The organism is Streptomyces sp. NPDC028419, from assembly GCF_055565515.1.
This window is the reverse complement of sequence record NZ_JBVHUE010000007.1, coordinates 129,342-155,187: the sequence shown is the minus strand read 5'-3', so window position 1 is coordinate 155,187 and position 25,846 is coordinate 129,342. Positions and strand designations below refer to the sequence as shown.

Annotated in this window: 19 protein-coding genes and 1 pseudogene; 8 read left to right on the top strand and 12 right to left on the bottom strand. The window is 72.7% G+C overall.

Annotation, left to right across the window (positions count from 1 at the left end):
* Positions 1-252: 252 nt before the first annotated feature.
* Positions 253-945, top strand: a complete 693-nt coding sequence (locus ACZ4UB_RS11090) for an NADPH-dependent FMN reductase (RefSeq protein ID WP_468069950.1) — start codon at positions 253-255, stop codon at positions 943-945.
* A gap of 284 nt (positions 946-1,229) precedes the next feature.
* A complete protein-coding gene (locus ACZ4UB_RS11085) occupies positions 1,230-4,658 on the top strand; it encodes an endo-alpha-N-acetylgalactosaminidase family protein (RefSeq protein ID WP_468069791.1) in 3,429 nt (1,142 codons plus the stop codon).
* 18 nt (positions 4,659-4,676) lie between these two features.
* Here the strand turns inward: ACZ4UB_RS11085 and ACZ4UB_RS11080 are convergent, their stop codons facing one another.
* From ACZ4UB_RS11080 to ACZ4UB_RS11070, 3 genes are all read right to left on the bottom strand, one after another.
* Positions 4,677-5,555 (bottom strand): helix-turn-helix domain-containing protein, encoded by an 879-nt coding sequence (locus ACZ4UB_RS11080; RefSeq protein ID WP_468069790.1) that lies wholly within the window; start codon positions 5,553-5,555, stop codon positions 4,677-4,679.
* Positions 5,556-5,638: 83 nt separating this feature from the next.
* Positions 5,639-6,604 carry an isopenicillin N synthase family dioxygenase gene (locus tag ACZ4UB_RS11075; protein WP_468069789.1) on the bottom strand — a complete coding sequence of 322 codons (966 nt, stop codon included), beginning with the start codon at positions 6,602-6,604 and terminating at the stop codon, positions 5,639-5,641.
* Positions 6,605-6,663: 59 nt separating this feature from the next.
* The gene (locus tag ACZ4UB_RS11070) at positions 6,664-7,701 is read right to left on the bottom strand and encodes a PHP domain-containing protein (RefSeq protein WP_468069788.1); all 1,038 of its coding nucleotides are present in this window, start codon (positions 7,699-7,701) and stop codon (positions 6,664-6,666) included.
* Positions 7,702-7,849: 148 nt separating this feature from the next.
* On the opposite strand from ACZ4UB_RS11070, the gene ACZ4UB_RS11065 reads away from it, so the two are divergent.
* On the top strand, positions 7,850-8,221 hold the full coding sequence (locus tag ACZ4UB_RS11065) for a cupin domain-containing protein (protein ID WP_468069786.1): 372 nt from the start codon (positions 7,850-7,852) through the stop codon (positions 8,219-8,221).
* On the opposite strand, the gene ACZ4UB_RS11060 is transcribed toward ACZ4UB_RS11065, so the two are convergent.
* Together ACZ4UB_RS11060 and ACZ4UB_RS11055 are read right to left on the bottom strand one after the other, a co-directional pair.
* Entirely contained in the window at positions 8,203-8,625 is a 423-nt protein-coding gene (locus ACZ4UB_RS11060; protein ID WP_468069784.1) for a PaaI family thioesterase, read from the bottom strand. The genes ACZ4UB_RS11065 and ACZ4UB_RS11060 overlap by 19 nt on opposite strands.
* Positions 8,626-8,683: 58 nt before the next feature.
* Positions 8,684-10,699: an NADPH-dependent 2,4-dienoyl-CoA reductase gene (locus ACZ4UB_RS11055; protein ID WP_468069782.1), complete on the bottom strand. Its 2,016-nt coding sequence runs from the start codon at positions 10,697-10,699 to the stop codon at positions 8,684-8,686.
* 179 nt (positions 10,700-10,878) lie between these two features.
* Between ACZ4UB_RS11055 and ACZ4UB_RS11050 the strand changes: the two genes are divergently transcribed.
* On the top strand, positions 10,879-11,997 hold the full coding sequence (locus ACZ4UB_RS11050; RefSeq protein WP_468069781.1) for a L,D-transpeptidase: 1,119 nt from the start codon (positions 10,879-10,881) through the stop codon (positions 11,995-11,997).
* Between the two features lie 96 nt (positions 11,998-12,093).
* On the opposite strand, the gene ACZ4UB_RS11045 is transcribed toward ACZ4UB_RS11050, so the two are convergent.
* The 7 genes and pseudogenes from ACZ4UB_RS11045 to ACZ4UB_RS11015 form a co-directional block, all read right to left on the bottom strand.
* Positions 12,094-15,120 (bottom strand): alpha-mannosidase, encoded by a 3,027-nt coding sequence (locus ACZ4UB_RS11045; protein ID WP_468069780.1) that lies wholly within the window; start codon positions 15,118-15,120, stop codon positions 12,094-12,096.
* A gap of 65 nt (positions 15,121-15,185) precedes the next feature.
* On the bottom strand, positions 15,186-16,130 hold the full coding sequence (locus tag ACZ4UB_RS11040) for a carbohydrate ABC transporter permease (protein WP_468069779.1): 945 nt from the start codon (positions 16,128-16,130) through the stop codon (positions 15,186-15,188).
* Positions 16,127-17,086, bottom strand: coding sequence for a carbohydrate ABC transporter permease (locus ACZ4UB_RS11035; protein WP_468069777.1), 960 nt, complete (start codon positions 17,084-17,086; stop codon positions 16,127-16,129). Before ACZ4UB_RS11035 ends, ACZ4UB_RS11040 begins: the two co-directional genes overlap by 4 nt.
* Positions 17,087-17,118: 32 nt before the next feature.
* Positions 17,119-18,417, bottom strand: a complete 1,299-nt coding sequence (locus ACZ4UB_RS11030; RefSeq protein WP_468069775.1) for an ABC transporter substrate-binding protein — start codon at positions 18,415-18,417, stop codon at positions 17,119-17,121.
* 383 nt (positions 18,418-18,800) lie between these two features.
* On the bottom strand, positions 18,801-19,721 hold the full coding sequence (locus tag ACZ4UB_RS11025; RefSeq protein WP_468069774.1) for a serine/threonine dehydratase: 921 nt from the start codon (positions 19,719-19,721) through the stop codon (positions 18,801-18,803).
* A gap of 101 nt (positions 19,722-19,822) precedes the next feature.
* Positions 19,823-20,470 (bottom strand): TetR/AcrR family transcriptional regulator, encoded by a 648-nt coding sequence (locus ACZ4UB_RS11020; RefSeq protein ID WP_468069772.1) that lies wholly within the window; start codon positions 20,468-20,470, stop codon positions 19,823-19,825.
* A gap of 42 nt (positions 20,471-20,512) precedes the next feature.
* A pseudogene (locus ACZ4UB_RS11015) lies at positions 20,513-20,944 on the bottom strand (LysR substrate-binding domain-containing protein); the annotation flags it as partial.
* Positions 20,945-21,227: 283 nt separating this feature from the next.
* On the opposite strand from ACZ4UB_RS11015, the gene ACZ4UB_RS11010 reads away from it, so the two are divergent.
* From ACZ4UB_RS11010 to ACZ4UB_RS10995, 4 genes are all read left to right on the top strand, one after another.
* Positions 21,228-22,934 carry a ricin-type beta-trefoil lectin domain protein gene (locus ACZ4UB_RS11010; protein WP_468069771.1) on the top strand — a complete coding sequence of 569 codons (1,707 nt, stop codon included), beginning with the start codon at positions 21,228-21,230 and terminating at the stop codon, positions 22,932-22,934.
* A 276-nt stretch (positions 22,935-23,210) separates the two neighbouring features.
* A complete protein-coding gene (locus tag ACZ4UB_RS11005) occupies positions 23,211-23,531 on the top strand; it encodes a hypothetical protein (protein ID WP_467957669.1) in 321 nt (106 codons plus the stop codon).
* The gene (locus ACZ4UB_RS11000; RefSeq protein WP_468069770.1) at positions 23,524-24,555 is read left to right on the top strand and encodes a polyprenyl synthetase family protein; all 1,032 of its coding nucleotides are present in this window, start codon (positions 23,524-23,526) and stop codon (positions 24,553-24,555) included. The genes ACZ4UB_RS11005 and ACZ4UB_RS11000 overlap by 8 nt, the downstream gene beginning before the upstream one ends.
* A gap of 82 nt (positions 24,556-24,637) precedes the next feature.
* The gene (locus tag ACZ4UB_RS10995; RefSeq protein ID WP_468069769.1) at positions 24,638-25,828 is read left to right on the top strand and encodes an oxygenase MpaB family protein; all 1,191 of its coding nucleotides are present in this window, start codon (positions 24,638-24,640) and stop codon (positions 25,826-25,828) included.
* The last annotated feature ends 18 nt before the right edge of the window (positions 25,829-25,846 follow it).

Sequence of the window (25,846 nt, the reverse complement as noted above, 5' to 3'; positions counted from 1 at the left end):
GCGGCCCGAGGGGGCTGCGGTGGTGGGGTGGTCGGGCCGGTGCGGCTCGTGGGGCCTCCGGCTGCGCCTCAAACGCCGGCGGGGCTGATTCGCGGGGCATGGGGGTGCTCTGCCCTGGGTGGGGGGTGCTGAAGCGTGGGGTCGGCGCGGTGGGGGTCTGGGGTGGGGGCGTCGCCGTATTGTCGGCGCGGGGAGGGTCCGGGGTCGTCCGGCCACGGGATCACGCAGCGGCAAGGAGCAGCAGTGGCGCCGATCGAGCCCTCCACCTTCCCCAAGGACCCCGGCGGTCCCGAGGTCCTGGGCCGCGAGCCCCTGCACGTGTTCGTGCTGTCCGGCTCCTCCCGCACGGGCTCGGTCAACGCCCGCCTCGCGGCGCTGGTCGCGCAGCTCGTCGTGCGCGCGGGCGCGACCGCGGACCTCGCGCACATCGGTGACTTCCTGATGCCCCCGTACGACGGGGACGACGAGGCCGACCAGGGTCCGCCCGCCGCTGCCGGCGCGCTGCGCGACCGGCTGGACGCGTCCCAGGCCCTGGTGATCGCGTCCCCGGAGTACAACGCGTCGGTGCCCGGGGTGCTGAAGAACGCGGTCGACTGGGTCTCGCGGCTGCGCCCGCAGCCCTTCAAGGACAAGCAGGCCCTGCTGGTCTCGGCCTCCCCGTCGCTGGTCGGCGGCAACCGCGGCCTGTGGGCGCTGCGCGTCCCGCTGGAGCACCTCGGGGCGCGGGTGTACCCGGACATGTTCAGCCTGGCCATGGCCCACCAGGCGTTCGGCGAGGACGGCGCGCTGACCGACGCGGGGCTGGGCGAGCGGCTCGCCTCGACGGTGGACTCGTTCCTCGCCCTGGTCGAGGCCGACACGCGCTACCTGGGCCTCCAGCGCCGCTGGTACGAGTTCCTGGGCGACCGCAGCGACGCGACGATCACGGCCCGCGCGCAGGACTAGGTCCTGTCGTCAAAGTGCCGTCGTCGCCCGAAGGGCCGCCCCGCGGCGTCTGGTGCGTGCTCTCGCCGTGCCGGGCGGAAGCCCGCGTACTGGACGTACTTGGCTTTCGCCCGGTGCGGCGCGAGCACGTGCCAGGCGTCGCGAGGCAGACGGCACTTTGACGACAGGGCCTAGGGCGCGCCGGCGCCGTAAGTCCATGACGGGACGCGGGTTTGTCCATGGGCCTGCCGCGGCGGCGGTCCGCAAGCTGACGTGATCAGCGAGCGCCGACTCCCGGAGGTCCGATGCGCACCCCCCTCTGGCCGGCCGCAGCCGCGGTGGCCGGCCTCGTCGCCACCCTGGTCGTGGCCGTGCCCACCGCGATGGCGGCGACGCCCGTGACCCTGACCTCGCCCGAGCTGTCCGTGAGCGTGGACCCCGCCTTCCCGCGGGTGATCAGTTACACCCGACGGGCGACGGGTGACGTGCTGAACGGCAACGAGGACCCGCTCTCCACGGTGGTGGTCAACGGGACCACCTACACCCCGACGGTGACCTCCACCGCGGGGGCGTCGGGGATCGACTACGTCATGTCGTTCTCCGGCGTCACCGTCACGTCCTCGCTGTCGGTGACCGGTTCGGTGGTGGACTTCAAGGTCACCTCGATCCAGGACACGGCCGCGCTGCGCGTGCGCAGTTTCTCGATACCCGACCACACCCTCGTCAGCGTGCGCAGCGACCAGCCGGGCGCCGCCCTGTCCACGGCCTCGATGCACACGGCCACCACCGGTACGGGCGACGCCTTCACCCCGGTCACGGCGAGCACGCCGGTGGACGCGGCCGCCAGGACGGTGATGTACGGGCTGGTGAACACCGGGAAGCTGGCCGCCGCCATGGACACCAACGCCCAGTACGACCAGCCGTCCGGCGCCACCGCCCGCGAGAACGGGCGGATCAGCGAGCGGGTCACCGACAAGGGGTCCTACCGTCGGGCGGGCCTGTGGAGCGGGGACTGGTTGTACCGGCCGAGCGGCGCTCCGCTCGACGATCCCGAGCCGCTGCCGTACGCGCGCGTGGCGATCACCGCCGACCGCAACGCGGACGCGGTGGTGGACTGGCAGGACGCGGCGATCGCCTACCGGGACGTCTGGACCCCGCCGACGGGGTGGCAGCAGACCGCGGACCGGGTGGTGCAGCGGATCCCGTTCAACTTCGCCTCGGCGGCCACCCATCCCTTCTCGCAGACGCTCGACGAGACCAAGCGGGTGGCCAGGGCCACCGACGGCCTCGGCCAGTTCGTGCTGCTCAAGGGGTACGCGTCGGAGGGGCACGACTCGGCGCACATGGACTACAAGAACATCGGGTCGAAGCTGGGCGGCGCCGCCGGGCTCAACTCCCTGATCACGGCCGGGCACGCCTACAACGCCGACTTCGGCGTGCACATCAACGCGACCGAGGAGTACCCGGTCTCGGCCACCTTCGACCCGGCGCACCAGAGCGGCGGGCTCGGCTGGGACTGGCTGGACCAGTCGTACTACGTGGACACCCGCAAGGACGGCCAGTCGGGCGACCGGTTGAAGCGCCTCCAGGACCTCAAGGCCGCCGCTCCCGGGCTGGACTTCCTCTACGTGGACGTCTGGTACGGCGACGGGTACGTGTCGCGGAAGCTGGAGCGGGAGATCGGTTCGCTCGGCTACCAGTTGGCCACGGAGTTCCCCAACACGCTGACCGAGCAGTCCCTGTGGCACCACTGGGCGACGGACGTCGACTACGGCGGAAGCGACCTCAAGGGCATCAACTCGACCATCACCCGCTTCATCGCGAACCACGCCAAGGACGACTGGATCGCCCGCGATCCGCTGCTCGGCGGCGCCGAGGTCACCGCCTACGAGGGTTGGCAGGGCAAGAAGGACTACACCGCCTTCCTGAACACGACCTTCGCCACCAACCTGCCGACGAAGTACCTCCAGGAATCGCCGATCGTGAAGTGGACGGCCGACACGGTCACCCTCGCGAACGGCACCTCGGTCACGAAGGCCGGCGGCTCCCGGAAGATCACCACGGCCGGCCGCACGGTCCTGGACGGCTCCGCGTACCTGCTGCCGCGCGACGGGAAGCTCTACCACTGGAACGACAAGGCCGCCGCGACGACCTGGACCCTGCCGGCGGGCTGGAGCGCGCCCAAGCTGTACCAACTGACCGATTCGGGCCGCCGGTTCGTCAAGGACCTGCCGGTCACGGGAGGCCGGGTGACCATCGACGCCGCGGCCCGCACCCCGTACGTCGTCACCGACGGGGCCGCCCCGGCGCAGGGCGACCCGCAGTGGGGCGAGGGCGCCCCGGTCAAGGACCCCTCCTTCTACTCCGGCGACCTGGCCGCCTGGAACGTCACCGGGGCCGGCGCCGCGGTGACGCGCAACGCCCAGGGGCAGAACGAGCTGACCCTGGCCGCGGGCACCGCGCCCACCGTGTCGCAGCAGCTCACCGGCCTGGCCCCGGGGACCTACGCCGCCTCGGTGTGGGTGTCCACCCCCACCGGGCGGGCCGCCACCTTGAAGGTGTCCCCCACCGGGGGCGCGGCCGCCTCCGTGTACGCCGACTCCTCGCCGCTGGTGAACAACCTCGGCGGCAGCGAGAAGAACGGCACGAGGATGCAGCGGATGAAGGTGTTCTTCGACGTGCCGGCGGGCCAGTCCACCGCGACCCTCCAGCTGTCGGCCGCCTCGGGTGCGGGCACCGTCGTCCTGGACGACGTCCGCGTGGTGCGCGGTGCGCGGACCCCGCTCGCCGGGCACTGGTTCACCGAGGACTTCGAGAACGTCGACGCGGGCTGGGGGCCCTTCGCCTTCGGTGGCGCGGGCGGCTCGGCGACCGACCCGCGCACGCACCTCGCGCAGCGCAACGCCCCCTACACACAGGCGGGTTGGAACGGGAAGCTGGTCGACGACGTGATCGGCGGCCAGAATTCGCTCAAGTCGCACGAGGAGCGCACCGGCCTGGTCTACCGCACGCTGCCGCAGACCCTGCGGCTGGTTCCGGGGCGCTCGTACAAGGTGAGCTTCGCCTACGAGAACGGCTTCGCGGGCGACTACCAGTTCGTCACCGGTGCCGGGAGCACGGAGAGCGCCACCGCGCTGGGCCAGGCCCGGACCGCGACCACCTTCACCAAGACCTTCACGGCCGGGGCGGACGCCTGGATCGGGATCCGCAAGGTCAGCGCCGAGGACTCGCACAACGAGGCCGACTTCGTGCTCGACGACCTGGCGGTGGACGACCTGGGGCCCGCGGGCGGCGGTGAACTCCTGGTGCCGCAGGCGCAGATGAGCGTGAAGGCGGTGGACAGCGAGGAGACGGCGGGCGAGAACGGCCGGGCGGTCAACGTCCTCGACGGGGACCCGGCCTCGATCTGGCACACCCAGTGGTACCGGGCCACCGCGCCGATGCCGCACGAGATCGTCCTGGACCTGGGCGCGACGTACGCCGTCTCGGCGCTGCACGTGCTGCCGCGACAGTCCCAGAGCAACGGCCGGATCGCCGACTACCAGGTCCTCACCTCCCCCGACGGGGTCAACTGGACCGCGGCGGCCGCCGGGACCTTCCCCGACACCACGGCGCAACAGGACGTGGGCTTCGCACCCCGCTCCGCGCGCTACGTCAAGCTCAGGGCGACGCGGGAGGTCGCGGGCAACCCCTGGACCTCGGTCGCCGAGCTGAACGTCGGCTACGCGCCGTGAGTCCCGGGCCCGGTCGGTTCAGCGGACCTGGCCCGGCAGCGACTGCTGCTCGCGGAAGCGGCCGGGGGCCACTCCCACCCGGCGGCTGAACAGGCGGCTGAAGTAGGCCGCGTCCTCGTAGCCGACCCGCCGGGCGACCCCGGCGACCGGCAGGTCGGTGCGGGCGAGGAGTTCCTTGGCGCGGCTCAGCCGGATCCCGAGGAGGTACTCCTTGACCCCCTCGCCGGTGCTGCGCCGCACCGCGCCGCGCAGTTCGTGCAGCCCCATCCCCAGGCGCGCGGCGTGCTCCGCCACCGAGATCGGCAGGAGCGCGTCGCGCGCGAGGGTGTCCATCACGGCGTCCCCGTGCCGGGAGACCTCCGCCCGGGCGTAGCGCAGGGCGACGAAGAGGCCGTGGACGGCGGCCGCGGCCTCCACGTCGAGCAGCGGGCCGCCGCGCCGGGCCGCCCGGACGATCCCGTCGATGACGTGGCGCACCTCGGCCGTCTCGGTCAGCGGGACCACCGGCCGGTCCGGGGTGATGTAGCCGAGGTCGGTGTACGCCTCGACGCTGCGGCCCGCGAAGTCGACGAAGCCCTCGTCCCAGCCGGTGCCGGGGTCGGGCCCGTAGTGGTGCACGACCCCGGGCATCAGCCACAGCAGGGCGGGCGCGACCACCTCCTGCGGCGCCCTGCCGCCGTGGCTGAACCAGCCGCGGCCCGCCGTGACGACCACGGCGACGTGGTGGTCGAGGACCCGTGGCCCGACGACGGGCAGCGCGCCCCGCTGGAGGCCGACGCCGAGGCAGACCAGGCCGAGGCGGCGGTGGTTGGCGGTGGGGGCGAAGTACCGCATCCAGCTGCTGTAGGGCGGCGGATCGGACGGCGCCGGCGTGAGTTCGGGCGTGGGGGCGGACATCTGCGGATTGTGATCCACGACCGTGCGCGCCCTCAAGGGGTCCGCTCCCGCCACCGACGCGGGACCGGCGGGGCCCGACCGGGTCAGGTGACGGTGATCGCGTCGAGTTTCGCGCGCAAGTAGTGGTGGGAGTCGACCGGTTCGTGGACCACCCGGCCGGTGGGGGCGGGCAGGGATTCCACCCGGGTGTGCGGGTCGCACTCGTAGAAGTAGACGAGGGAGACCAGCTCCTCCGCGGGCGCCTCGGCGGGCGGCGGCAGCACGCGGTGGCGGCCCGCGCGCCAGCGGTCTCCGGTCCAGCGGGCCATCAGGTCACCGATGTTGACGGTGAGGGCGGCCGGGTCCCAGGGCGCGTCCTGCCAGCCGCCCGCGTCGGTGTGGATCTGGAGCCCGCCCGCGCCCCGTTCGCGGTCCAGGACGGTCACGGTGCCGAAGTCGGTGTGCGCGCCGATGCGGAACTGGCCCGGCAGGGGCGGTCCGGTGTGCTCGGCGCCCGGGTACCAGTTGACGTTGAAGCCCCAGGTGGGGTGGCCCGTGTGGCGGGTGAAGAGGTCCGGGGCGGCGCCGAGGGCGAGTGCGAGCAGTTCCAGCAGTTCGTCGCAGAGGGCGCGCATCCGGCCGAGGTACTCCGTGACCAGGGCGTGCAGTTCGGGGACTTCCGCGGGCCAGACGTTGGGGCGGAACCACTCGGCGTCCACGGCCGGTCGGCCGGTGGGTTCGTCGGCCGCCCAGGACCAGGACTCCTTGAGGTCGGGCGGGGAGGGGGCGCCCTCGGCGTAGCTGTTGGCCTCGGCGCCGGGACCGAGCCAGCCGCGATCGCCCACGGCCACGGCGTAGGGCTGCTTGGCGGTGGCGGGCAACCGGAAGAAGGTGCGGGCGGCCGCGCGGATCCGGGCGGGCAGGGCGGGGTCGATGCCGTGCCCGGTGATCAGCAGGAAGCCGGCCTCCTGGAGCGCCCGGTCGACGCGACCCGCGGTACGGGCGCGGGCGTCCGGGCCGTCGGAGCGCCAGGGGCCGAGGTCGATCACGGGGACGGGCGAACGCGTCATCTGCGGCCTGCTTTCCGGTCGGTGCCCGGGTCCGGTCGGTGCCGGGCGACGGGAGGGCGTCACGGGGGACGGCGGGTGCGGGTCCATGTTCGCAAGCCTTGTGCCGTCCAGGTGTTGACGACGCGCTCGGCGCTCACCCCGCATTCCACGGCCCGTTCGCAGCCGAGCGGCTGCCAGTCCAGCTGGCCGGGCGCGTGGGCGTCGGTGTCGATCGCGAAGAGCGTGCCGGCGGACACGGCGCGGCGCAGCAGTCCGCGGGGCGGGTCCAGGCGTTCCGGCCGGCTGTTGATCTCCACGGCGGTGCCGGATTCGGCGCAGGCGGCGAAGACGGCGTCCGCGTCGAAGGTGGACTCGGGGCGGGTCCGGCCCGTCACCAGGCGTCCGGTGCAGTGGCCGAGGACGTCGACGAGGGGGTTGCGGACGGCCGCGAGGAGGCGCCGGGTCATGGCGGCCGATTCCATCCGGAGCTGGGAGTGCACGGAGGCGACGACGAGGTCGAGGGCGTCCAGCAGCTCCGGTTCCTGGTCCAGGCTCCCGTCGGCGAGGATGTCGCACTCGATGCCGGTGAGGAGTTCGAACGGCGCCCAGGTGGCGTTGAGTTCGGCCACCACCGCCAGCTGCTCGCGCAACCGCTCCGGGGAGAGTCCGCGGGCGACGGTCAGCCGCGGCGAGTGGTCGGTGAGGACCGCCCACGCGTGGCCGATCTCCGCGGCGGCCCGCCCCATGTCCTCGATGGGGCTGCCGCCGTCGGACCATTCGGAGTGCAGGTGGCAGTCGCCGCGCAGGGCGGCGCGCAGGGCCGCGGCCGCGGGGCTGGGCGGCGGTTCGCCCTCGGGATGGGCGGCGATCTCGTCCTCCAGCGTCCGGAGGTAGGCGGGGACCGTTCCGGCGAGGGCCTCCTCGATGACCCGGGCGGTCTTGGGCCCGATGCCCTTGACCGCCTCCAGGGTGCCCGCGGCGGCCCGCTCGGCCGTCTCCCGCGGGCCCATCGTGGTGAGGGTCGCGGCGGCGCCGCGGAAGGCGCGCACCCGGTAGGTGGGGGCCTGTGCGCGCTCCAGCAGGAACGCGATCCGGCTCAGCGCCGCCACCGGGTCCATGCCCCACCTCCTGCTCGCCGTGCGGGAGCCCGTACCCCCAGAGCCCGTACCCCCCCCCCAGTCTGGCAAGGCACGCGCGGTGGAGCACCCCGACCGCGCGTAGGCTGGGACGTGGACTCGGGTGCGTTCCGCCGGGAGGCGGTGGATCATGACCGGACTGGTGTCCCGGAGCTTTGACTCCGCGGACGAGACGAGGCCGTTCGAGGACGGCAAGGGCAGGCTCGACCTGCTGCAGACGGACGGCGGCCCGGTGGGCCGCGCCGTGTTCGAGCCCGGCTGGCGCTGGTCGCAGCACGTCAAGCCACTGGCGGGCACGGAGAGCTGCGAGTCGGCGCACACCGGCTACATCGTGAGCGGCCGCATGAACATCGCGATGGACAGCGGTGAGAGCGGCGAGGTCGGCCCGGGCGATTTCATTCAGATCGCGCCCGGGCACGATGCCTGGGTGCTGGGTGACGAGCCGTGCGTGGCCTTGGACTGGACGGGTTACGGAAACTACGCTCAGCCCAGCAGCGCGTAGACCGTGGAGGCGGTCGCCGCGGGTTCCGTGGCGCCCTCGGGGGTCATGGTGACGTCCGCGAAGGCCATCCGCTTGCCGAGCTTGGTGACGCGGACGCTGACCAGGACGTCCGCGCCGACCACCGGGCGCTGGAAGGTGCTGGACTGCTGGACCGTGGTCATCGGGCCGTAGGCGCCGCGCGCCGCGGAGATGGCGATGACGGTGGCGGTGTCGGCCGCGGCCATCAGGGCTTGGCCGCTGAGGCCGCCGCCGTCCCGGGCGAGCCGCTCCGACCAGGGCAGGCGCAGCACGGTCCGGGCCGGGCCGGTCTCCTGGACGACGAGGCCGAGGTCGAGCACCCAGGGCGCGAAGTTCTCGGCGAGGATCTTCTCGCCGTCGGCCGGGGTGAGGGGTGTCTGTGTCACAGGGTGATTGTGGCGGCCGGGACCGGCCGCCACAACACCCGGGTGGGCGGGCGAACCGTCAGAGCGTGGCGGCGAGTTCGGTGCCCTGGCGGATGGCGCGCTTGGCGTCGAGTTCGGCGGCCACGTCGGCGCCGCCGATGAGGTGGGCGTCGACGCCGGCCGCGATCAGCTCGTCGAACAGGCCCCGGCGCGGCTCCTGTCCGGTGCACAGGACCACGGTGTCGGCGGGGATCAGGCGCTGTTCGCCGCCGACGGTGATGTGCAGGCCCTCGTCGTCGATGCGGTCGTAGGCGGCTCCGGCCACCGAGACGACGCCGCGGTGCTTGAGTTCGGCGCGGTGGATCCACCCGGTGGTGGTGCCGAGGCCGGCGCCGACCTTGGTCTCCTTGCGCTGGAGCAGGTGGACCTGGCGCGGGGAGGCCGGGCGGTCGGGGGCGGCGAGCCCGCCGGGGCCGCTGTACGTCGTGTCCACGCCCCAGTGCCGGAAGTAGACGGCGGGGTCCTGGCCGGCGCCCTCGCCGCTGTCGGTGAGGTACTCGGCGACGTCGAAGCCGATGCCGCCCGCGCCGACGACGGCGACGCGCTCGCCGACGGGCGCGCCGTCGCGCAGCACGTCGAGGTAGCTGACGACCGAGGGGTGGTCCACGCCCTCGATGTCGGGGGTGCGGGGGGTGACGCCGGTGGCGACGACGACCTCGTCGTATCCGCCCAGGGCGGCGACGTCGGCGCGGGTGTCGAGGCGGACCTCGACGGCGAGGCGCTCCAGCTGGGTGGCGTAGTAGCGGATGGTCTCCTCGAACTCCTCCTTGCCCGGGATGCGGCGGGCGATGTCGAGCTGGCCGCCGATGTGGCCGGAGGCCTCGTAGAGGGTGACGGCGTGGCCGCGCTCGGCCGCGGAGACGGCGCAGGCGAGTCCGGCCGGCCCGGCGCCGACGACGGCGACGCGCTTCTTCGACCGGGTCGGGGAGAGGACCAGCTCGGTCTCGTGGCAGGCGCGCGGGTTGACCAGGCAGCTGGTGATCTTGCCGCTGAAGGTGTGGTCGAGGCAGGCCTGGTTGCAGCCGATGCAGGTGTTGATGTCCTCGGGGCGTCCGGCGGCGGCCTTGGCGACGAACGCGGCGTCGGCGAGGAAGGGGCGGGCCAGCGAGACCAGGTCGGCGCGGCCGTCGGCGAGCACCTCCTCGGCGATCTCGGGGGTGTTGATGCGGTTGCTGGTGACCAGCGGCACCGAGACCGCGCCCATCAGCCGCTTGGTGACCCAGGTGTAGGCGGCGCGCGGGACGGAGGTGGCGATGGTGGGGATGCGGGCCTCGTGCCAGCCGATGCCGGTGTTGATGATGGTGGCGCCGGCCGCCTCGATCTCCTTGGCGAGCTGGACGACCTCGTCGAGGGTGGAGCCGCCGGGGATCAGGTCCAGCATGGAGAGCCGGTAGATCAGGATGAACTCCGCGCCGACGGCCTCGCGGGCGCGGCGGACGATCTCCAGCGGGAAGCGGACGCGGTTCTCGTAGGAACCGCCCCAGCGGTCGGTGCGCCGGTTGGTGGCGGCAGCGGTGAACTCATTGATCAGGTAGCCCTCGGAGCCCATGATCTCGACGCCGTCGTAGCCCGCGAGCTGCGCGAGGCGGGCGGCGCGGACGAAGTCCTCGACGGTCTCCTCGACCTCGTCCTCGCTCAGCTCGTTCGGGACGAAGGGGCTGATGGGGGCCTGGAGGGCGCTGGGGGCGACCAGGTCGGCGTGGTAGGCGTAGCGGCCGAAGTGGAGGATCTGCATCGCGATCTTCCCGCCTTCGGCGTGCACCGCGTCGGTGATCACCCGGTGCTCGGCGGCCTCGGCCTCGGTGGTGAGGCGGGCGCCGCCCTCGAAGGGGCGGCCCTTGTCGTTGGGGGCTATGCCGCCGGTGACGATGAGGCCCGCGCCGCCGCGGGCGCGCTCGGCGTAGAAGGCGGCGAGGCGCTCGAAGCCGCGCTCGTGCTCCTCCAGGCCGGTGTGCATCGAGCCCATGATCACGCGGTTCGGCAGGGTGGTGAAGCCGAGGTCCAGCGGGCTCATCAGGTGCGGGTACTGGCTCATGCGGGGGCGCCTCCTCGCGCGGGGGTGATGACCCTGTTGTAGCGAGCCGCAGGACCTTTTGCAACTAGGTGCATAACAACGCCGGGGGGTCGTACGTCCCGACATCGCGGGCCTTTCGGCCCCGCCCGGTGGGACTTGTGGCGGACCTCACGCCCCAAGGAATGGCAAAAAATGAGGGAATGCCCGCTCTTCCAGCCCCCGGCGCCGGCCACCGCGGCCCCGCCCACAGCCCCGCCGACAGCCCGGCCGACAGCCCGGCCCGCACCCGCTCCCGCGGGCTGCGCACCGCCGTCGCGGCCACCGCCACCGTCCTCACCGCCGCGCTGATCGGCTCCTGCGGCGCCGAGCGGTCGGACAGCGACCGCATCGCGGAGAAGGCCGCCGCGGCCGCCGACACCGGCTCGACGCCGCCCTCCCCCACGGCGCCCCCCGACCCCACCCGGGCGCCCGCTCCCCCGGCCCAGCTGCTCCCCGGCGCGGCGAGGACGGTACGGCCCTCACTGGCCCCCGAGAACGGCGAGACCGTGGGCGTCGGACAGCCGGTCTCCCTGGTCTTCAAGGGGCAGCGGGTGGACCCCGCGCTGCGCGCGGGCATCGAGGGCCGGATGCGGCTCACCACCTCCACCGCGGTGGTGGGCGCCTGGCACTGGGCCGAGGCCAAGGGGGACACCCACCTGCACTTCCGGCCCCGGGAGTACTGGCCCGCGGGGACGAAGGTCTCGCTGAAGGCGCCGTTGCAGGGGGTGCGGCTCGACGCGCGCACCGCCGCGTCCGGGGACCGCACGCTGGACTTCACCGTCGGGGCCTCGATGGTCAACAAGGTCGACCTCGCGGCGCACACCCTGACCGTGGTCAAGGACGGTACGCCGCTGCGCACGATCCCGGTCAGCGGCGGCGAGGCGAAGTACCGGACCCGCGAGGGCGTCAAGACCATCCTCAGCAAGGACGGCACCGTGCTGATGGACTCGCGCACCATCGGCATCCCGCGCGAACACCCGGACGGCTTCTACGGGCGCTACGAGTGGAGCATGCGCGAGACGATCAGCGGCGAGTACGTCCACGCGGCGCCCGACAACGCCGGGTCCTTCGGCCGCGCCAACGTCAGCCACGGCTGCGTCGGCATGTCGACCGCCGACGCGAAGTGGCTCTACGGGCAGAGCCGCAAGGGGGACGTCGTCGAGGTCACCGGCACCACGGGCAAGCCGATGGACCACTTCGGCAACGGCTACGGCGACTGGAACCTCGACTGGGACGCCTGGTTGGAGGGCAGCGCCCTGGGCGCCTTCAAGACGACCTGAGGCCCCGCCGGGCCCCGCCCCGATCGGGTGTCGAGGAGGCGGGGGGCGGCGGGGCGGGGCTGCGGGGCGGGGCGGCGCAGCCCCGGCCGGTGCGGTTCAGGCCCGGCGCAGGCGGACCGTGAGGATCTGGAACGGGCGCAGCGCGAGGGTGACCGCGCCGCCCGGCCCCGGCCCGGTGACCGCCGCGGACCCGGGCAGCGGGCGCTCCAGCAGATCGCTCTCGACCGCGGCCGAGACGGCGAAGCCCGGGGTCAAGATGGCCCGCGCGCGACCGCCGCGGGACTCGTAGAGACGGACGATCACGTCGCCGCCGCGGTCCTCGGCCAGCTTGACCGCCTCGACGACCACCGCGTCGTCGTCCACCACGACCAGCGGGGCCACCGGGGCCGCGCCCGTACGGGTGCGCTCGGGCAGGTTCAGCCAGTGCCCCTCGCGCACCGCGTCCCCGACCGCCGCGCCCGGGGCGAGCGAGTAGCGCAGCGTGTGCTCGCCCTGGTCGGTCTCCGGGTCGGGGTAGCGCGGTGCGCGCAGCAGGGACAGCCGGACCGTGGTGGTCTGGCCGCCGTCCGCGCGCACGTCACGGGTGACGTCGTGGCCGTAGGTGGAGTCGTTGAGGAGGGCGACGCCCCAGCCGGGCTCCTCCGCGTGGATCCAGCGGTGGGCGCAGATCTCGAACTTCGCCGCCTCCCATGAGGTGTTGGTGTGGGTGGCCCGGTAGACGTGCCCGAACTGGGTTTCGGAGGCGGTGCGTTCGGCCTTCACGTCGAGCGGGAAGGCGACCTTGAGGAACTTCTCGGTCTCGTGCCAGTCCACCTCGGTGACGATGTCGACGGTCTTGGCACCGGCCCGCAGGGTCAGGGACTGGACCGCCTTCGAGGCGCCGAAGGAGCGCGTGACCCGGACCGTCACGGCCCGCGGCGTATCCTCGCGCAGCTCCATCGAGTCCAGGTCGACGAGGTCGGTGACGTTGTTGCGGTAGAAGGCGTCGATGTCCCAGGCGTCCCACATGTTGGGGAAGTCGGGGTGGATCTGGAGCAGGTTCGCGGCCGCGCCCGGCGCCAGCGACTCGCGGCCCGCCTCGACGTCGTACGCCGAGACGATCAGTCCCCGGGCGTCGACGGCGACCCGCAACCGCCCGTTGTCGAGGACGTGGCCGCCGCCCTCCCGGTCGCGTGCGCTCACCGGCGCGGGCGCCTCGACGGCGGGCGCGGCGCCGCCGGCCGGGACGCCGCCCCGGGCGTGCGGGGCGCAGTTGAAGACCAGCTCGGCGCTCCCCTCGCCGGCCAGGGCGCGCTGGGCCGCGTCGGTGATCGCCTCCAGTTCCGCCCGTACCTTCGCGTAGGTCGCGCGGGCCTCGCGGTGCACCCAGGCGATGGAGGACCCGGGCAGGATGTCGTGGAACTGGTGGAGCAGCACGACCTTCCAGATCCGCTCCAGGTCCGCGTGCGGGTAGGCGAATCCGGGGACCCGGACGGCGGCGGTGGCCGCCCACAACTCCGCCTCGCGCAGCAGGGATTCGCTGCGCCGGTTGCCCTGCTTGGTCTTGGCCTGCGAGGTGTAGGTGCCGCGGTGCAGTTCCAGGTACAGCTCGCCGGCCCAGACGGGCGCGTCCGCGTACTCGGCGTGCGCCTTCTCGAAGAAGGCGTCGGGGCGCTCGATCTCGACCCGGGGCGAGCCCTCCAGATCGCGCTGGCGCCGGGCGCGGGCGAGCTGTTCGCGGGTGGGGCCGCCGCCGCCGTCGCCCCAGCCGAAGGGCGCCAGGGAGCGGGAACCGCGGCCCTTCTCCTGGTAGTTGCGGGCGGCGTGGGCCAACTGCTCCCCGCCCAGGTCGCTGTTGTAGGTGTCGACGGGCGGGAAGTGCGTGAAGACGCGGGTGCCGTCGATGCCCTCCCACCAGAAGGTGTGGTGGGGGAACTTGTTCACCTGGGACCAGGAGATCTTCTGGGTCAGGAACCACTTCGAGCCGGAGAGCTTGACGATCTGCGGCATGGCCGCGGTGTAGCCGAAGGAGTCGGGCAGCCAGACGTTCTGGGTCTCGATGCCGAACTCGTCCAGGAAGAACTTCTTCCCGTAGAGGAACTGCCGCGCCATGGCTTCGCCGCCGACCATGTTGGTGTCGGACTCCACCCACATGCCGCCGACGGGCACGAACTGACCGTCCGCGATCTTCTTCTTGATCCGCTCGAAGAGTTCGGGCCGGTGGGTCTTGATCCAGTCGAGTTGCTGGGCCTGCGACATCGCGAAGAGGAACTCGGGGTGCTCGTCCATCAGGCCGAGCATGTTGGAGGTGGTCCGGGAGACCTTGCGGACGGTCTCGCGCAGCGGCCACAGCCATGCCGAGTCGATGTGCGCGTGCCCGATCGCGCTGATCCGGTGCGCCGAGGCGTTGGCGGGGGCGGCGAGGACCCGGGCGAGCCGGGCGCGGGCGGCGCCCGCGGAGCCGGGGACGTCGGCGAGGTCGACGGCGTCCAGGGCGGCGTCGATGGCGCGCAGGATCTCGTACCGGCGGGCGTCGCCCTCGGAGAGCTCCACCATCAGGTGGTGGAGGACTTCGAGGTCCTGGACCAGCTCCCAGACCTCCGTCTCGAAGACGGCGAGGTCCATCCGGGCGAGCCGGTAGAGGGGTTGGTCGCCGCTGGTCCGCAGGTCGCCCTCGTAGGTGACGCTGTGGTCGACCAGGACGGGGTTGGAGGCTCCCTCCACGTACCACTCGACGCGCTCGCCGCCCTCGGCGCGGTCGGCGAAGCGCACCCAGTCGTTGTAGGGGTTGAGCGCCTTGACCTCGGCGCCGTCCGCCGTGTGGACCAGGCCCTCGCACTGGAAGCCGGGCATCATCCGGTCGAATCCGAGGTCGAGCACGGCCTCGACGGTGCGCCCGGCCCATTCGGCCGGGACCGTCCCGGTGAGCCGGAACCAGGTGGTGCCCCAGGCCGGCCCCCACGCGTCCCCGACCGCGCAGGGCCCGTACGGCGCGGCCAGCCCCTCGGCCACGGGGACGGGCTCGCCCGGGGCCTCCCAGCGCTCCACGGTCAGCGGGACGGAGCGGGAGCGGACGGCGGGCTTGATGCGCTCCTTGAGGACGCGGCGGAGGCGGTGTTCGGTGATGCTGCGGTCGTCGTGCATGACGGCTGCTCCAGGTGAGGGGGGGGCGGCGGTGGTGTGGGAGGGGCGCGGTGGTGGGGCGCCGCTCAGGTCTTGACGGCTCCCTCGCCGACGCCCTTGAAGAAGAAGCGCTGGAGGGCGAAGAAGAGCAGCATCATCGGGATGAGCGCGGCCATCGCACCGGCCGCGATGATCCGCTGGTCGTTGACGGTGGTGGCGCCGGCCAGGGACTTCAGGCCGAGTTGGAGGGTGTAGTGGTCGCTGTTGGTGAGGACCAACAGGGGCCACAGGAAGTCGTCCCAGGCACCCATGAAACTGGTGATGCAGACGACGGCGAGCGCGCCCTTGGCGGCGGGGAGGAAGACCCGGGTGAAGCGGGTCCATTCGTTGGCGCCGTCCAGGACGGCGGCTTCCTCGACCTCCTTGGGCACGGAGAGGAAGGACGCCCGCATGATCATGATGTTCAGGACGGAGACCGCGCCGGGCAGCCAGACCCCGACGAGGGTGTCCACCAGACCCATCTCGCGGACCGTGAGGAACATCGAGATCATCACGGACTCGAAGGGGAACATCAAGGTCGCCACGAGCACCGTGAAGACGGCCTTGCGGCCCTTCCAGCCGGCCCGGGAGAGGGCGTAGCCGCCCATCGCCGCGAAGAGCATGTTCGAGGTGATCGCGAGGACCGCGACGGTGAGCGTGTTGCCGACGTACTGCAGGAGCGGGAAGGAGTCCGCGACCCGGACGTAGTTGTCGAGCGTGGGCTGCGAGGGCAGGACGCCGTCGTACACGTTCTCGGTGCGGCCGCGGATCGAGGTGAGGAACTGCCAGACGATCGGGCCGAGCATGACGACGAGCATCAGGACCAGCGTCAGGTAGCGGGCGGTCAGGCCGAGCAGGTGACGGGTCCGGTCGCGGCCGACGCGCTTGACGGCTTTGACGCGCCCGGCGCGCGGGGGACGCCCGGCGCGCCCGGTGCGTTCGGGGCGCTCGGCGGGCTCGGCGCTCCTGAGGGGGGCCGGGGCGGCGCTCAACTCTCGTCTCCCTTCGACAGACGGCGGCCCAGCAGGCTGAAGACCAGCGTCAGGAGGAACAACAGGATGGAGATGGCGGCCGCGTAGCCGGTCTCGCCGGAGAACCCGAGGCCCACCTGCCGGATGAGGAAGGGCAGGGTGCGGGCGCCGCCGCCGGGACCGCCGCTCTCGCCGCCGAGGATGTAGATCTCGGTGAAGACGCGCAGCGCGGAGATCGCGGAGAGCGTGCCGACCAGCAGCATCATGGGCTTCACCTGGGGGACGGTGATGCTGAAGAAGCGCCGGACCGCCCCCGCGCCGTCGATCGCGGCCGCCTCGTAGAGGGAGGTGGAGACGTTCCCCAGGGCCGCGAGGTAGAAGACCATGTAGTAGCCGAGGCCCTTCCACACGGTCACGATCATCGCGGAGACCAGCAGCATGGTGCTGTCGGTCAGGAACGGGATCGGCCCGGATATCACGCCGATCTCCTGGAAGACCGTGTTGACCAGGCCGTCGCTGCGCAGCACCCACTGCCAGATCAGGCCGACGACCACGGCCGAGGCGATCACCGGGGTGTAGAAGGCCGACCGGAAGAAGCCGATGCCGGGGATCTTCGTCTGGACCAGGACGGCGAGGGCGAGCGGCAGGAGGACGAGGCAGGGGACGACGACCACGAGGTACAGCACGCTGTTGCCCGTGGCGACCCAGAAGTCGGGGTCGGCGAAGGCCCGGCCGTAGTTGTCGAAGCCGACGAAGGAGCCGCCGCGCAGGATCTGGGCGTCCGTGAAGGAGAGGATCACGGTGTTGACGAAGGGCCAGAGGCTGAAGAGCACGACCATGACCAGGCCGGGGGCGAGGAAGAGGTACGGGGTCCACCACGCGCGGTGGCCGAGGCCCGGGTCGGCGCCGGCGTCCGCTCTCGCCCTCTTGCGCGGCCGGGCCGGCCCCCGCGTCCGCGTCGCCGGCGGCGTCGGCATCGGCGGCGTCCCCGTCGTCCGCGTTGGCGCCGTCATTTGCGTGCCGTCTTGGCCAGCAGCGCGTTGGCTTCCTCCTGCGCCTTCTTCACCGCGGTACGGGCGTCCTGCTCCCCGTTGATCGCCTTCTGCACCTCGCGGACCACGGCGTCGCCGACCTGGTTGGTCCACTGGACGGGCGTGTTGGCGTCGAGCTGGGCGGTCTTCAGGGATTCGGCGCCGATCGCGCGGGCCGTCGTCTCGGCGTCCGTGCCGTCGCCCCGGTCCGAGAAGTACGGGTCGGCGAGCCCCTTGGCGTTGGACGGGTAGATGGTGGCGTTCTTCGAGAAGGCGACCTGGTTGGGCCCGTTGGTGACCCACTTGGCGAACTCGGTCGCCGCGTCGAGGTGCTCGGTGTCCTTCTTGATGCCGAGGGACTGGGCGTAGATGCCGATGTGGCCGAGGGTGCCGGTCACCGTCCCGGCGACCTGGGTGTGCGCGTAGACCTGCGGGGAGTTCTGCTTGACGTCCTTGATGAAACCCGGGGAGCCGGGGCCGAAGACCAACTTGCCCGCGCCGTAGAGCTGGTTGATGTCGTCCGACTTCAGCAGGGACTCCTTGGGCATCGCCCCCTTGGCGTACAGGTCCTTCATCCGCTCCACCCAGGCGACGGCCTTGTCCGTGTCGAAGACGAAGGCGTCCTGCTTCTCGCTCAGGATCGGGACGCCCATCTTCTGCCAGTCGCCGGGCAGTCGGCCCTTGGGGTCGGCCATGAAGGCGGAGTACTGACCGCCCGACGTCGTGGCTATCTTCTCCGCGTAGTCGAAGAACTGCTCGACGGTCGTGGGTGGCTTGGCCGGATCCAGTCCGGCCTTGACGAAGAGGTCCTTGTTGTAGGTGAGGATCTCGGGCGTCACGTACCAGGGGTAGGCGAACACGCCGTCGCCCTTGCCCGGGAGTTTGAACTGCTCCCAGGCGCCCGGCACGTAGTCCTTGGCCACCTCGCCGTCGAGCTTCGCCACGTCGGCGAGCATCCCGCGGTCGCCGAGGAGCTGGAAGGAGTCGGTGGACAGGTTCACCACGTCCGGGAGGGCCCCGGCCTGGGCGTCCGCGACGAGCTTCTCGTTGTACCCGTCGCCCGGGACGTCCTCCCACTTGACCTTGGCGTCCGGGTACTTCTTCTCGAAGGCGTCGATGACGCCTTGGACGTACCCCGTGAACTTCGGCTTCAACTGGAGGGTCCGGAAGGTGATCTCACCGGCCACCTTGCCCGTCTTCTCCGCCTCCTTCACGTCCGCCCCGCCGCTCAGGCCGCACCCGGAGAGGGCGCCGGCCAGAGCCACGGCAATGGCCATACGGGTCAGGTTCGATCGGGTCATCGTCGCCGCCTTCGGGGAGTCCCGGCCTCGCTGCCGGTGAGCGATGCCCACGGTCGTCCGAAATCAAGATCGCGTCAATGTGCCCAAGGTCCCGAAGGCCGGATGTCAGCACATCCCGAATCATGACGACCCGGTCCCATACAACGCGAAAGTCCCGCAATCAATAGGGCACTGACCTGGACTGATGCGCTTTAGTTGGCAAGCTCCTCACCGTGGTATCGATTCGATAACGAACCTGTCCCGGCGTCAGCACCGGACGCCTTTAGGACAGTTCCGGGAGGGTTGCACTAATGCGCTTTACCTACCCACCCGCAAAACCGCTTTACCGTCGTGGTCCTGCGCGACCACGACGGGTGCCGTCAGAGGTCCCCGGGGTCGGTGTTCGCCCCGCACAGGACGACGGCGACCCGCTCGCCCGGCGGGTCCGGCAGGACGCGCAGCGCCGCGAGCGCGGTCGCCGCGCCCGCTTCGACCACGATCCGGTGTTCCTCCCACAGGGCCCGGCGGGCGGCGGTGATCCCCGCGTCGGGGACCAGGACGGAGGTGACGTCCGGGTGCCGGGCCGCGGCCAAGGCGTCCACGGAGGCGCGCGTGGCGCCCAGCGAGTCGGCGGCCACCGACTCCACGGGCACGTCCACCACGTGACCCGCCGTCAGGGCGGCGTTCAGGGCACGGGAGTTCTCCGGTTCGGCCGCGATCACCCGTACGCCGTGCTCGCGCGCGGCGGTGGCGACCCCGGCGAAGAGCCCGCCGCCGCCGACCGCGACGACCACCGCGTCCAACCCCGGCAGGGCGGCCCGGATCTCGTCGAGGAGGGTGCCCGCGCCCGCCGCGATGAGCGGGTGGTCGTAGGCGTGGCTGCTCAGCGCGCCGGTGGCCGCGGCGAACTCCTGGCAGGCGGCCAGCGCTTCGGCGTACCGGTCGCCGACGAGCCGGACCTCGGCCCCGTAGCCGCGCAACCGCTCGACCTTGACGCGCGGGGCCGTCTCCGGGAGGAAGACGGTGGCCCGTACGCCCTGGGCCCGGGCCGCCCAGGCGCAGGCCAGGCCGGCGTTGCCGCCGGAGGCTATGGTCACGCCGGCCTCCGGCAGGGTGCCCGCGGCGGCGTGGGCGGCGAGGAAGTTGCGGGCGCCGCGCGCCTTGAAGGAGCCCGTGTGCTGGAGGTACTCCAGGGCGAACCAGAGCCCTTCGGCCGCGGGGACGACGGCGGCGGGGCGGACGGCCCCGGCGATCCGGTCCGCGGCGGCCCGGACGGCGGCGTAGTCGAGCTGCGATTCCATGCGGGTGGCGCTCCGATCAGGTGGGACCGTTCAGGGTGGAGCCGTGCGAGGTGTACGAGCCGTGCGGGGCGGGCGGGGCGGGCGGGTGTTGCCGTCGCGGCCTACGGGCGGCGGGTGGGGTCCGCCGCCTCGATGAGCTGGCGCAGGGCGCCGTAGTACACCTCGTGGTCGGTGAGCGGGGGCAGTACGTCGGCCACCGCGCCGCTCAGCGCGGGGAAGCGGGCCGGGTCGAGGGCGGCCAGCGCGGCCCGGGACGCCTGGGTCGCCCCGACCGGGTCGCGGTGGTCGACGAAGGCGGCGCTGCCGAGGGTCAGCAGGTACATCCGGCGGTAGCAGGTCATCGCCTCGGCGGCGGTCATGCCGGCCGCGATGCTGTCGGCGATGGCCGGTTCGACCAGCCGGGCCAGCAACTGCCGGCCCAGCCACGGGCGGCCGCCGCGCAGCACGAGCAGCCCCGGATGGGCGGTGAGCAGTTGGTAGAAGCGGGTGAAGCGCAGCTCGGCGGCCTCGGCCCAGCCGGTCCCCTCCGGCACTTGCGGCAGCTGGCCCGCGAGGTGTTCGGTGCACAGGTCGAGCAGGCCCGCGAGGTCGTTGCAGCGGCGCTGGACCGTGGCGTGCGAGACGCCGAGCCGGTCGCCGAGGGCGCGGAAGCTCAGGGCCGCCGGCCCCTCGTCGTCGAGGATCCGCAGCGCGGCCACGGCGATGGCATCGGGTGTGGCGCGGTCCAGGGCCATCGATCGTCTCGGCATGAGATACACCGTAACATACGTCGTATCCCACTACGCGGGCTCCTACCCCGGGACGGACCCGACCGGAAGGTCGCGGAGATCGAGGTCGAGGTCGAGGTCGAGGAGGTCGACGAAGGCGGTCGCGGCGGGCGAGCGGCCGGCGCGGCTCCGGACCAGGTACTCGACGCGGGTCGGCGCATCGGTGACCTCGACGGACGTGACGCCGGCGAGCTGGGCCGCGTAGGCCGCGGGGAGCAGGGCGATGCCCAGGCCCTGGCCGACCAACCGGGCCAGGACGTCCGCGTTGGTGACCTCGAAGGCGACATCGCGGGTGAGGCCGGCGGCCGCGAACGCCTGGTCGGACTGGACGCGTCCGGCCGTCCCGGCCGGCAGGTCGACGAACACCTCGCGGGAGAGCCCGCACAGGTCGGCCTTCGGTTCCTGGGCGAGGGGGCGGTCCGGGGCGACGACGGCGACGAGCCGCCCCCGGGCGAGTCCAACTCCTGGGCTTCGGGGCCGCGCTCGCCGCGCTCGCCGCGGGACAGCCGCCCGTGCCCGCCCGCGCGCCGAGGCCCGCCCCGGCCCGCGGTCGCGGCCGGGCCTGATCGCGGGCGCCCCGGACACCCGGCGCCGGCGGGACCCCGGGCACTTTGGGGATCTACACCCATATTGCTGGTAATCCACCTTCACACATCGACATATGTTGACACTGGGTAGCCACCCCGCTGCACTGGGCGCACGACAGCCCCTGTCGTACGCCCCACGTCAAGGAGTCTCCGTGCCGCCTCGCCTGCGTGCGTCGCTCCCCTGTCTCATCGCGGCCGCCCTGCTCGCGCTCCCGCTCGCGTCCGGTCCCGCCGCGGCCGAGCCCACCGCGACCTGGGACACCCCGCTCGCGCTCACTCCGCCCATGGGGTGGAACAACTGGGCGCACTACATGTGCGCCATCGACGAGAAGACCGTCGTCGCCAACGCCGACGCCCTCGTCAGGACCGGACTCGCCGCCAAGGGCTACGACACGGTCACCGTCGACGACTGCTGGATGACCAAGGCCCGGGACGAGAACGGCGACCTGGTCACCGACCGGGCCAAGTTCCCGCACGGCATGGCCTGGCTCGGCGAGTACCTGCACGGCAAGGGACTCAAGTTCGGCATCTACGAGGACGCCGGGTACCTCACCTGCGAGCGCTACCCCGGCAGCGGCACGCCCAACGGCGGTGGCCGGGACCACTTCGCGCAGGACGCCGAGTTGTTCGCGTCCTGGAAGGTCGACTACGTGAAGATGGACGGCTGCAACCTCTACGTGCCGCCCGGCACGACGAAGGAACAGGCCTACCGCGACGCCTACGCGGCGGCCGCCCGCGCCCTCAGGGCCAGCGGCCGCGCCATGGTGCTCTCCGCCTCCGCCCCGGCCTACTTCCAGAAGGGCGAGTGGGGCAGCGCCGACTGGCACAAGGTGCTCGGCTGGGTCGGCGAGAGCGGGCAGCTGTGGCGCGAGGGCAAGGACATCCAGGTCTACAAGCCCGCCGCGCCGACCGCCTCGCGCTGGGCCTCGGTCCTCGGCAACTACGGCTACAACCGCTGGCTGGACCGCTACGCGAGCCCCGGCAACTGGAACGACCCGGACTTCCTGCTCGCCGGGGCGCCCGGCCTGACCGACGCGGAGGGGCGCAGCCAGGTGGCCCTGTGGGCCATGATGGCGGCGCCGTTCATCCTCTCCTCGGACGTGTCGCAGCTGACGCGGGGCGGACTCGAAGCCCTCGGCAACGAGCGGCTGATCGAGCTGGACCAGGACCCGATGGGCCGTCAGGGCGCCGTCGTGGCCTCCAGCGGCGGGTACGACGTCCTGGTGCGGCCGCTGGAGGGCGGTGACCGCGCCGTCGCCGTGCTCAACCGCTCGGGCAGTGCGCGGGAGGTGTCGCTGCCGCTCGCCGACCTCGGGCTCGCCGACCGCGGGATCGCCCGCTGCACGGTGTCCGCGCGCGACCTGTGGTCGGGCGCGCGGGGGGACGTGGTGCACGGCCTGACCGCCACGGTCGACGCGCACGACACGGCGCTCTGGCGGCTCACCCCGAGCGCCGGCTGCGCCGATCCCCTGCCCACCGGGCAGATCACCGGCGACGGCGCGCGGTGCCTGGACGGGATGAACACGGTGGGCACGGACGCGGTCGTCCTGTCCGCCTGCACCGGCGCCGACGACCAGCGCTGGGTGCTGCGCCAGGACGCGACCGTGCGGCTCGGGGGCAAGTGCCTGACCGCGACGAGCGCCGACGGGCCGGTGACGCTGGACGCCTGCCCGGCCGGGGACACCGGGACGACGGCGCGCAGCAGCCGGCACTGGATGGCACAGCGCGACGGCTCGCTGGTCGAGAGCGGCACCGGCAAGTGCCTCCAGGCACCGGGCGCGGCCGACGCCACCGGGCAGCTGCGGCTGGCCGACTGCGTCGACCACCGGATCGACCAGACCTGGGCGTTGCCGGTCTGACCCGGGCGTTGCCGGTCCGAATCCGGCACGCCGGCGCCATTCGCCTACACCACCACCACTGTGGTGATCCGGTCATACGGTGATCATCACCCTCCCGTGGGAATCTCGGAACCCGTGCGGGGGAGAGGGGCGCATCCGGTTGGCCCCGCGGGCGGCCGTACGGGTTCACTGGCACGGAAGCGATCAGGGGCGGTCGTCGGACACATCCGGCGGCCGCCCCTTGTGACGCCCGTGCATCCCACTACGCCACCATCTGGCCACAGGAGTGAACGCATCATGTCCGAGACCGAGCAGGAGCGGACGGCGCCGACGGATCCGGCCGCCGACGGGGTCCGGGGGCCCGCGGCGGCCCTGGAACTGCTGACCTTCCTCGCCGCCGGAGTCGCCGACCTGGCGCTCGACCAGTTACGCCAGTCCAGCGAGCGGGCCCAGGACGTGATGCGCCGCTCCGATCTGCGCGAGCTGCTCACCGACGGCGTCGTCGAGCTGCGCAAGCGCGGCGAGTTGGCCACGCAGCGCGCGACCACGGGCTCCGAGAACTACTTGGAGACCATGGCCCGCCGGGCCGCCGAGCGGGCCGGTCACCCGCGTGCATGACCAGACCGGCTTCAAGGTGCGCATCGACGAGGTGCTCGGCCGGCTCGCCGACGAGGAGGAGGCCGCGCTCCTCGGGCTGAACGTCGAACTCTCGCCGCTCTCGGAGCAGTTGCGCCGCGCCTTGGCCCGGGGCAAGCGGATCCGGGCCGCGTTCCTGTACTGGGGGTGGCGGGCGGCGGGGCAGCCCGACTGCGAAGGCGTGATCCGGGCCGCGGCGGCGATGGAGCTGGTGCACGCCGCGGCCTGCACCCACGACGACATCATCGACGACAGCAGGATGCGGCACGGCCAACTCACCGCGCACGCCGCCTTCGCCGCGTCCGGACAGCGGTCCACCGCCCTCGCGATGATCCTCGGCGATCTCCTGATGGGGTACGCGGGGCACGTCTTCACCTCGTGCGGACTCCCCGGCGCCTACCTCGCCCGCACCGGACCGCTCTGGTCGGCCCTGCTGCGCGAGACGATGGCGGGCGAGTTCCTGGAGGTCCTGCGCACCGACGCGCCCGCCCGCCCGCTCCAGGTCGCCGAATCCCTGGAGGTGGCCCGGTACAAGACGGCCAAGTACACGGTGGAACGGCCGCTGCACCTGGGCGCCACGCTCGCGGGCGGATCGCGGGCCCTGCTGGACGCCTTCTCGGCCTACGGGCTCCCCCTCGGCGAGGCGTTCCAGCTGCGCGACGACCTGCTCGGCACCTTCGGCGACCCGGCCGAGACCGGCAAGTCGAACCTGGACGACCTGCGGGACGGCAAACCGACCGCGCTGCTCGCCCTCACGGCGGCGGCCGTCGCCGAGGACGACCGCAGACTGCTCGCCAAGCTCGTCGGCAATCCCGCCCTCGGCGAGGAAGAGGCGGCGAGCGTGCGGGAGTTGATGGAGCGCTGCGGCGCCCGGCACCAGGTCGAGTCGATGATCGCCGAACGCATCGCCCGGGCCGTGGGCGCGCTGGACGCCGTACCGATGCCCGCCGAGGCCCGCTCCGCGCTGCGCGGACTGGCCGACGCGGCGGCGCTGCGGACGATCTGACCCCGGCCCGCGGATCCGGCGTCCCCGCGCGTCCCGCCCCGCCCCATCCCCCGTACCGAAGAGAAGGACTCAAAGGACTCACGTGAACGCGAACACCACCGCTCCACCCCGCGCCCGTTACGACGACGCCGTCCTCGACGCCCTGCGCGAGCAGGGGGACCCGCTCGCCGACGAGACCGTCGCCGCGATGTTCGAGCGCAAGGAGGTGGGGGACCTCAACACGCTGATGCGCTTCTTCTCCACCACCGGGGACAAGCTGCCCGAGAAGCTCCCGGCCGCCGCCGCAGCGTACTTCGAGGCGACCGCCATGCCGCCCAGCTGGGTGGACTGGGACGTCATGGAGCAGGCGCGGCTGTTCTTCATGGACAACGCGGCCCACATCAACACCGGCCTGTCCTTCGCGGCGATGCCCGCCACCTACGCGATCCCCCGGCTGTCGCGGCTGCTGTCCTCGACGCACTCGCTCTCCTACCCCTCCCGGCGGATGGCGAACACGGGCCAGTTCGTCACCTACCTCATGCAGACCAACTCCTTCGCCGAGGGGAGCAAGTTCATCCCGGCCGCCCAGAAGGTGCGGCTGCTGCACGCGGCGATCCGCCACCACCTGCGCAGCGGCGGCCACTGGGACGTCGCCCGGGACGGCCTGCCCATCTGCCAGGAGGACATGATCGGGGGTCAGATCTGCTTCTCGATCCTGGTCCTGGACGCCATGCACCGGCTCGGGGTGCACATGAGCGAGGACGGCGCCGACGCCTACTTCTACGCCTGGCGGGTCGTGGCGTACATGCTCGGCTGCGACATGGCGTCCGTCCCGGAGAACCTCACCGAGGCCCGCGCCTACTGCGACCTGTACCTGCTGCGCAACCTCGGCCCCTCCCCCGAGGGCGTCGCGCTCAACGCCCAGCTGATGCGGATGTACGAGGACGTGGTGCCGGGCACCCTCTTCGACCCGATGGTGCCGGCCACCATCCGGTTCCTGGTCGGGGACACCATCGCCGACTGGTTGGAGATCCCGCGCAGCGGCTGGGACACGGCGGCGAAGGCCGTGCCCGTCGTCCTCGGACTGCTGGAGACCATCGAGGACAGCAGCCCGTACGCGGAGTGGGCGCTCGACAAGGCGGGCTCCCTGCTCGCCGGCTTCGAACTGACCTCGCTGACCCGGGGCCGCGTCATGCACCACGCGATCCCGGCGGAGCTGAAGACCGAGTACGACGTGCGGCCGCCGCGCACCGGCCGCTGGGTCCCGCCGCCGCCGACCTCCGTCGGCCTGTAGCGGGCGACTCCCGGCCGA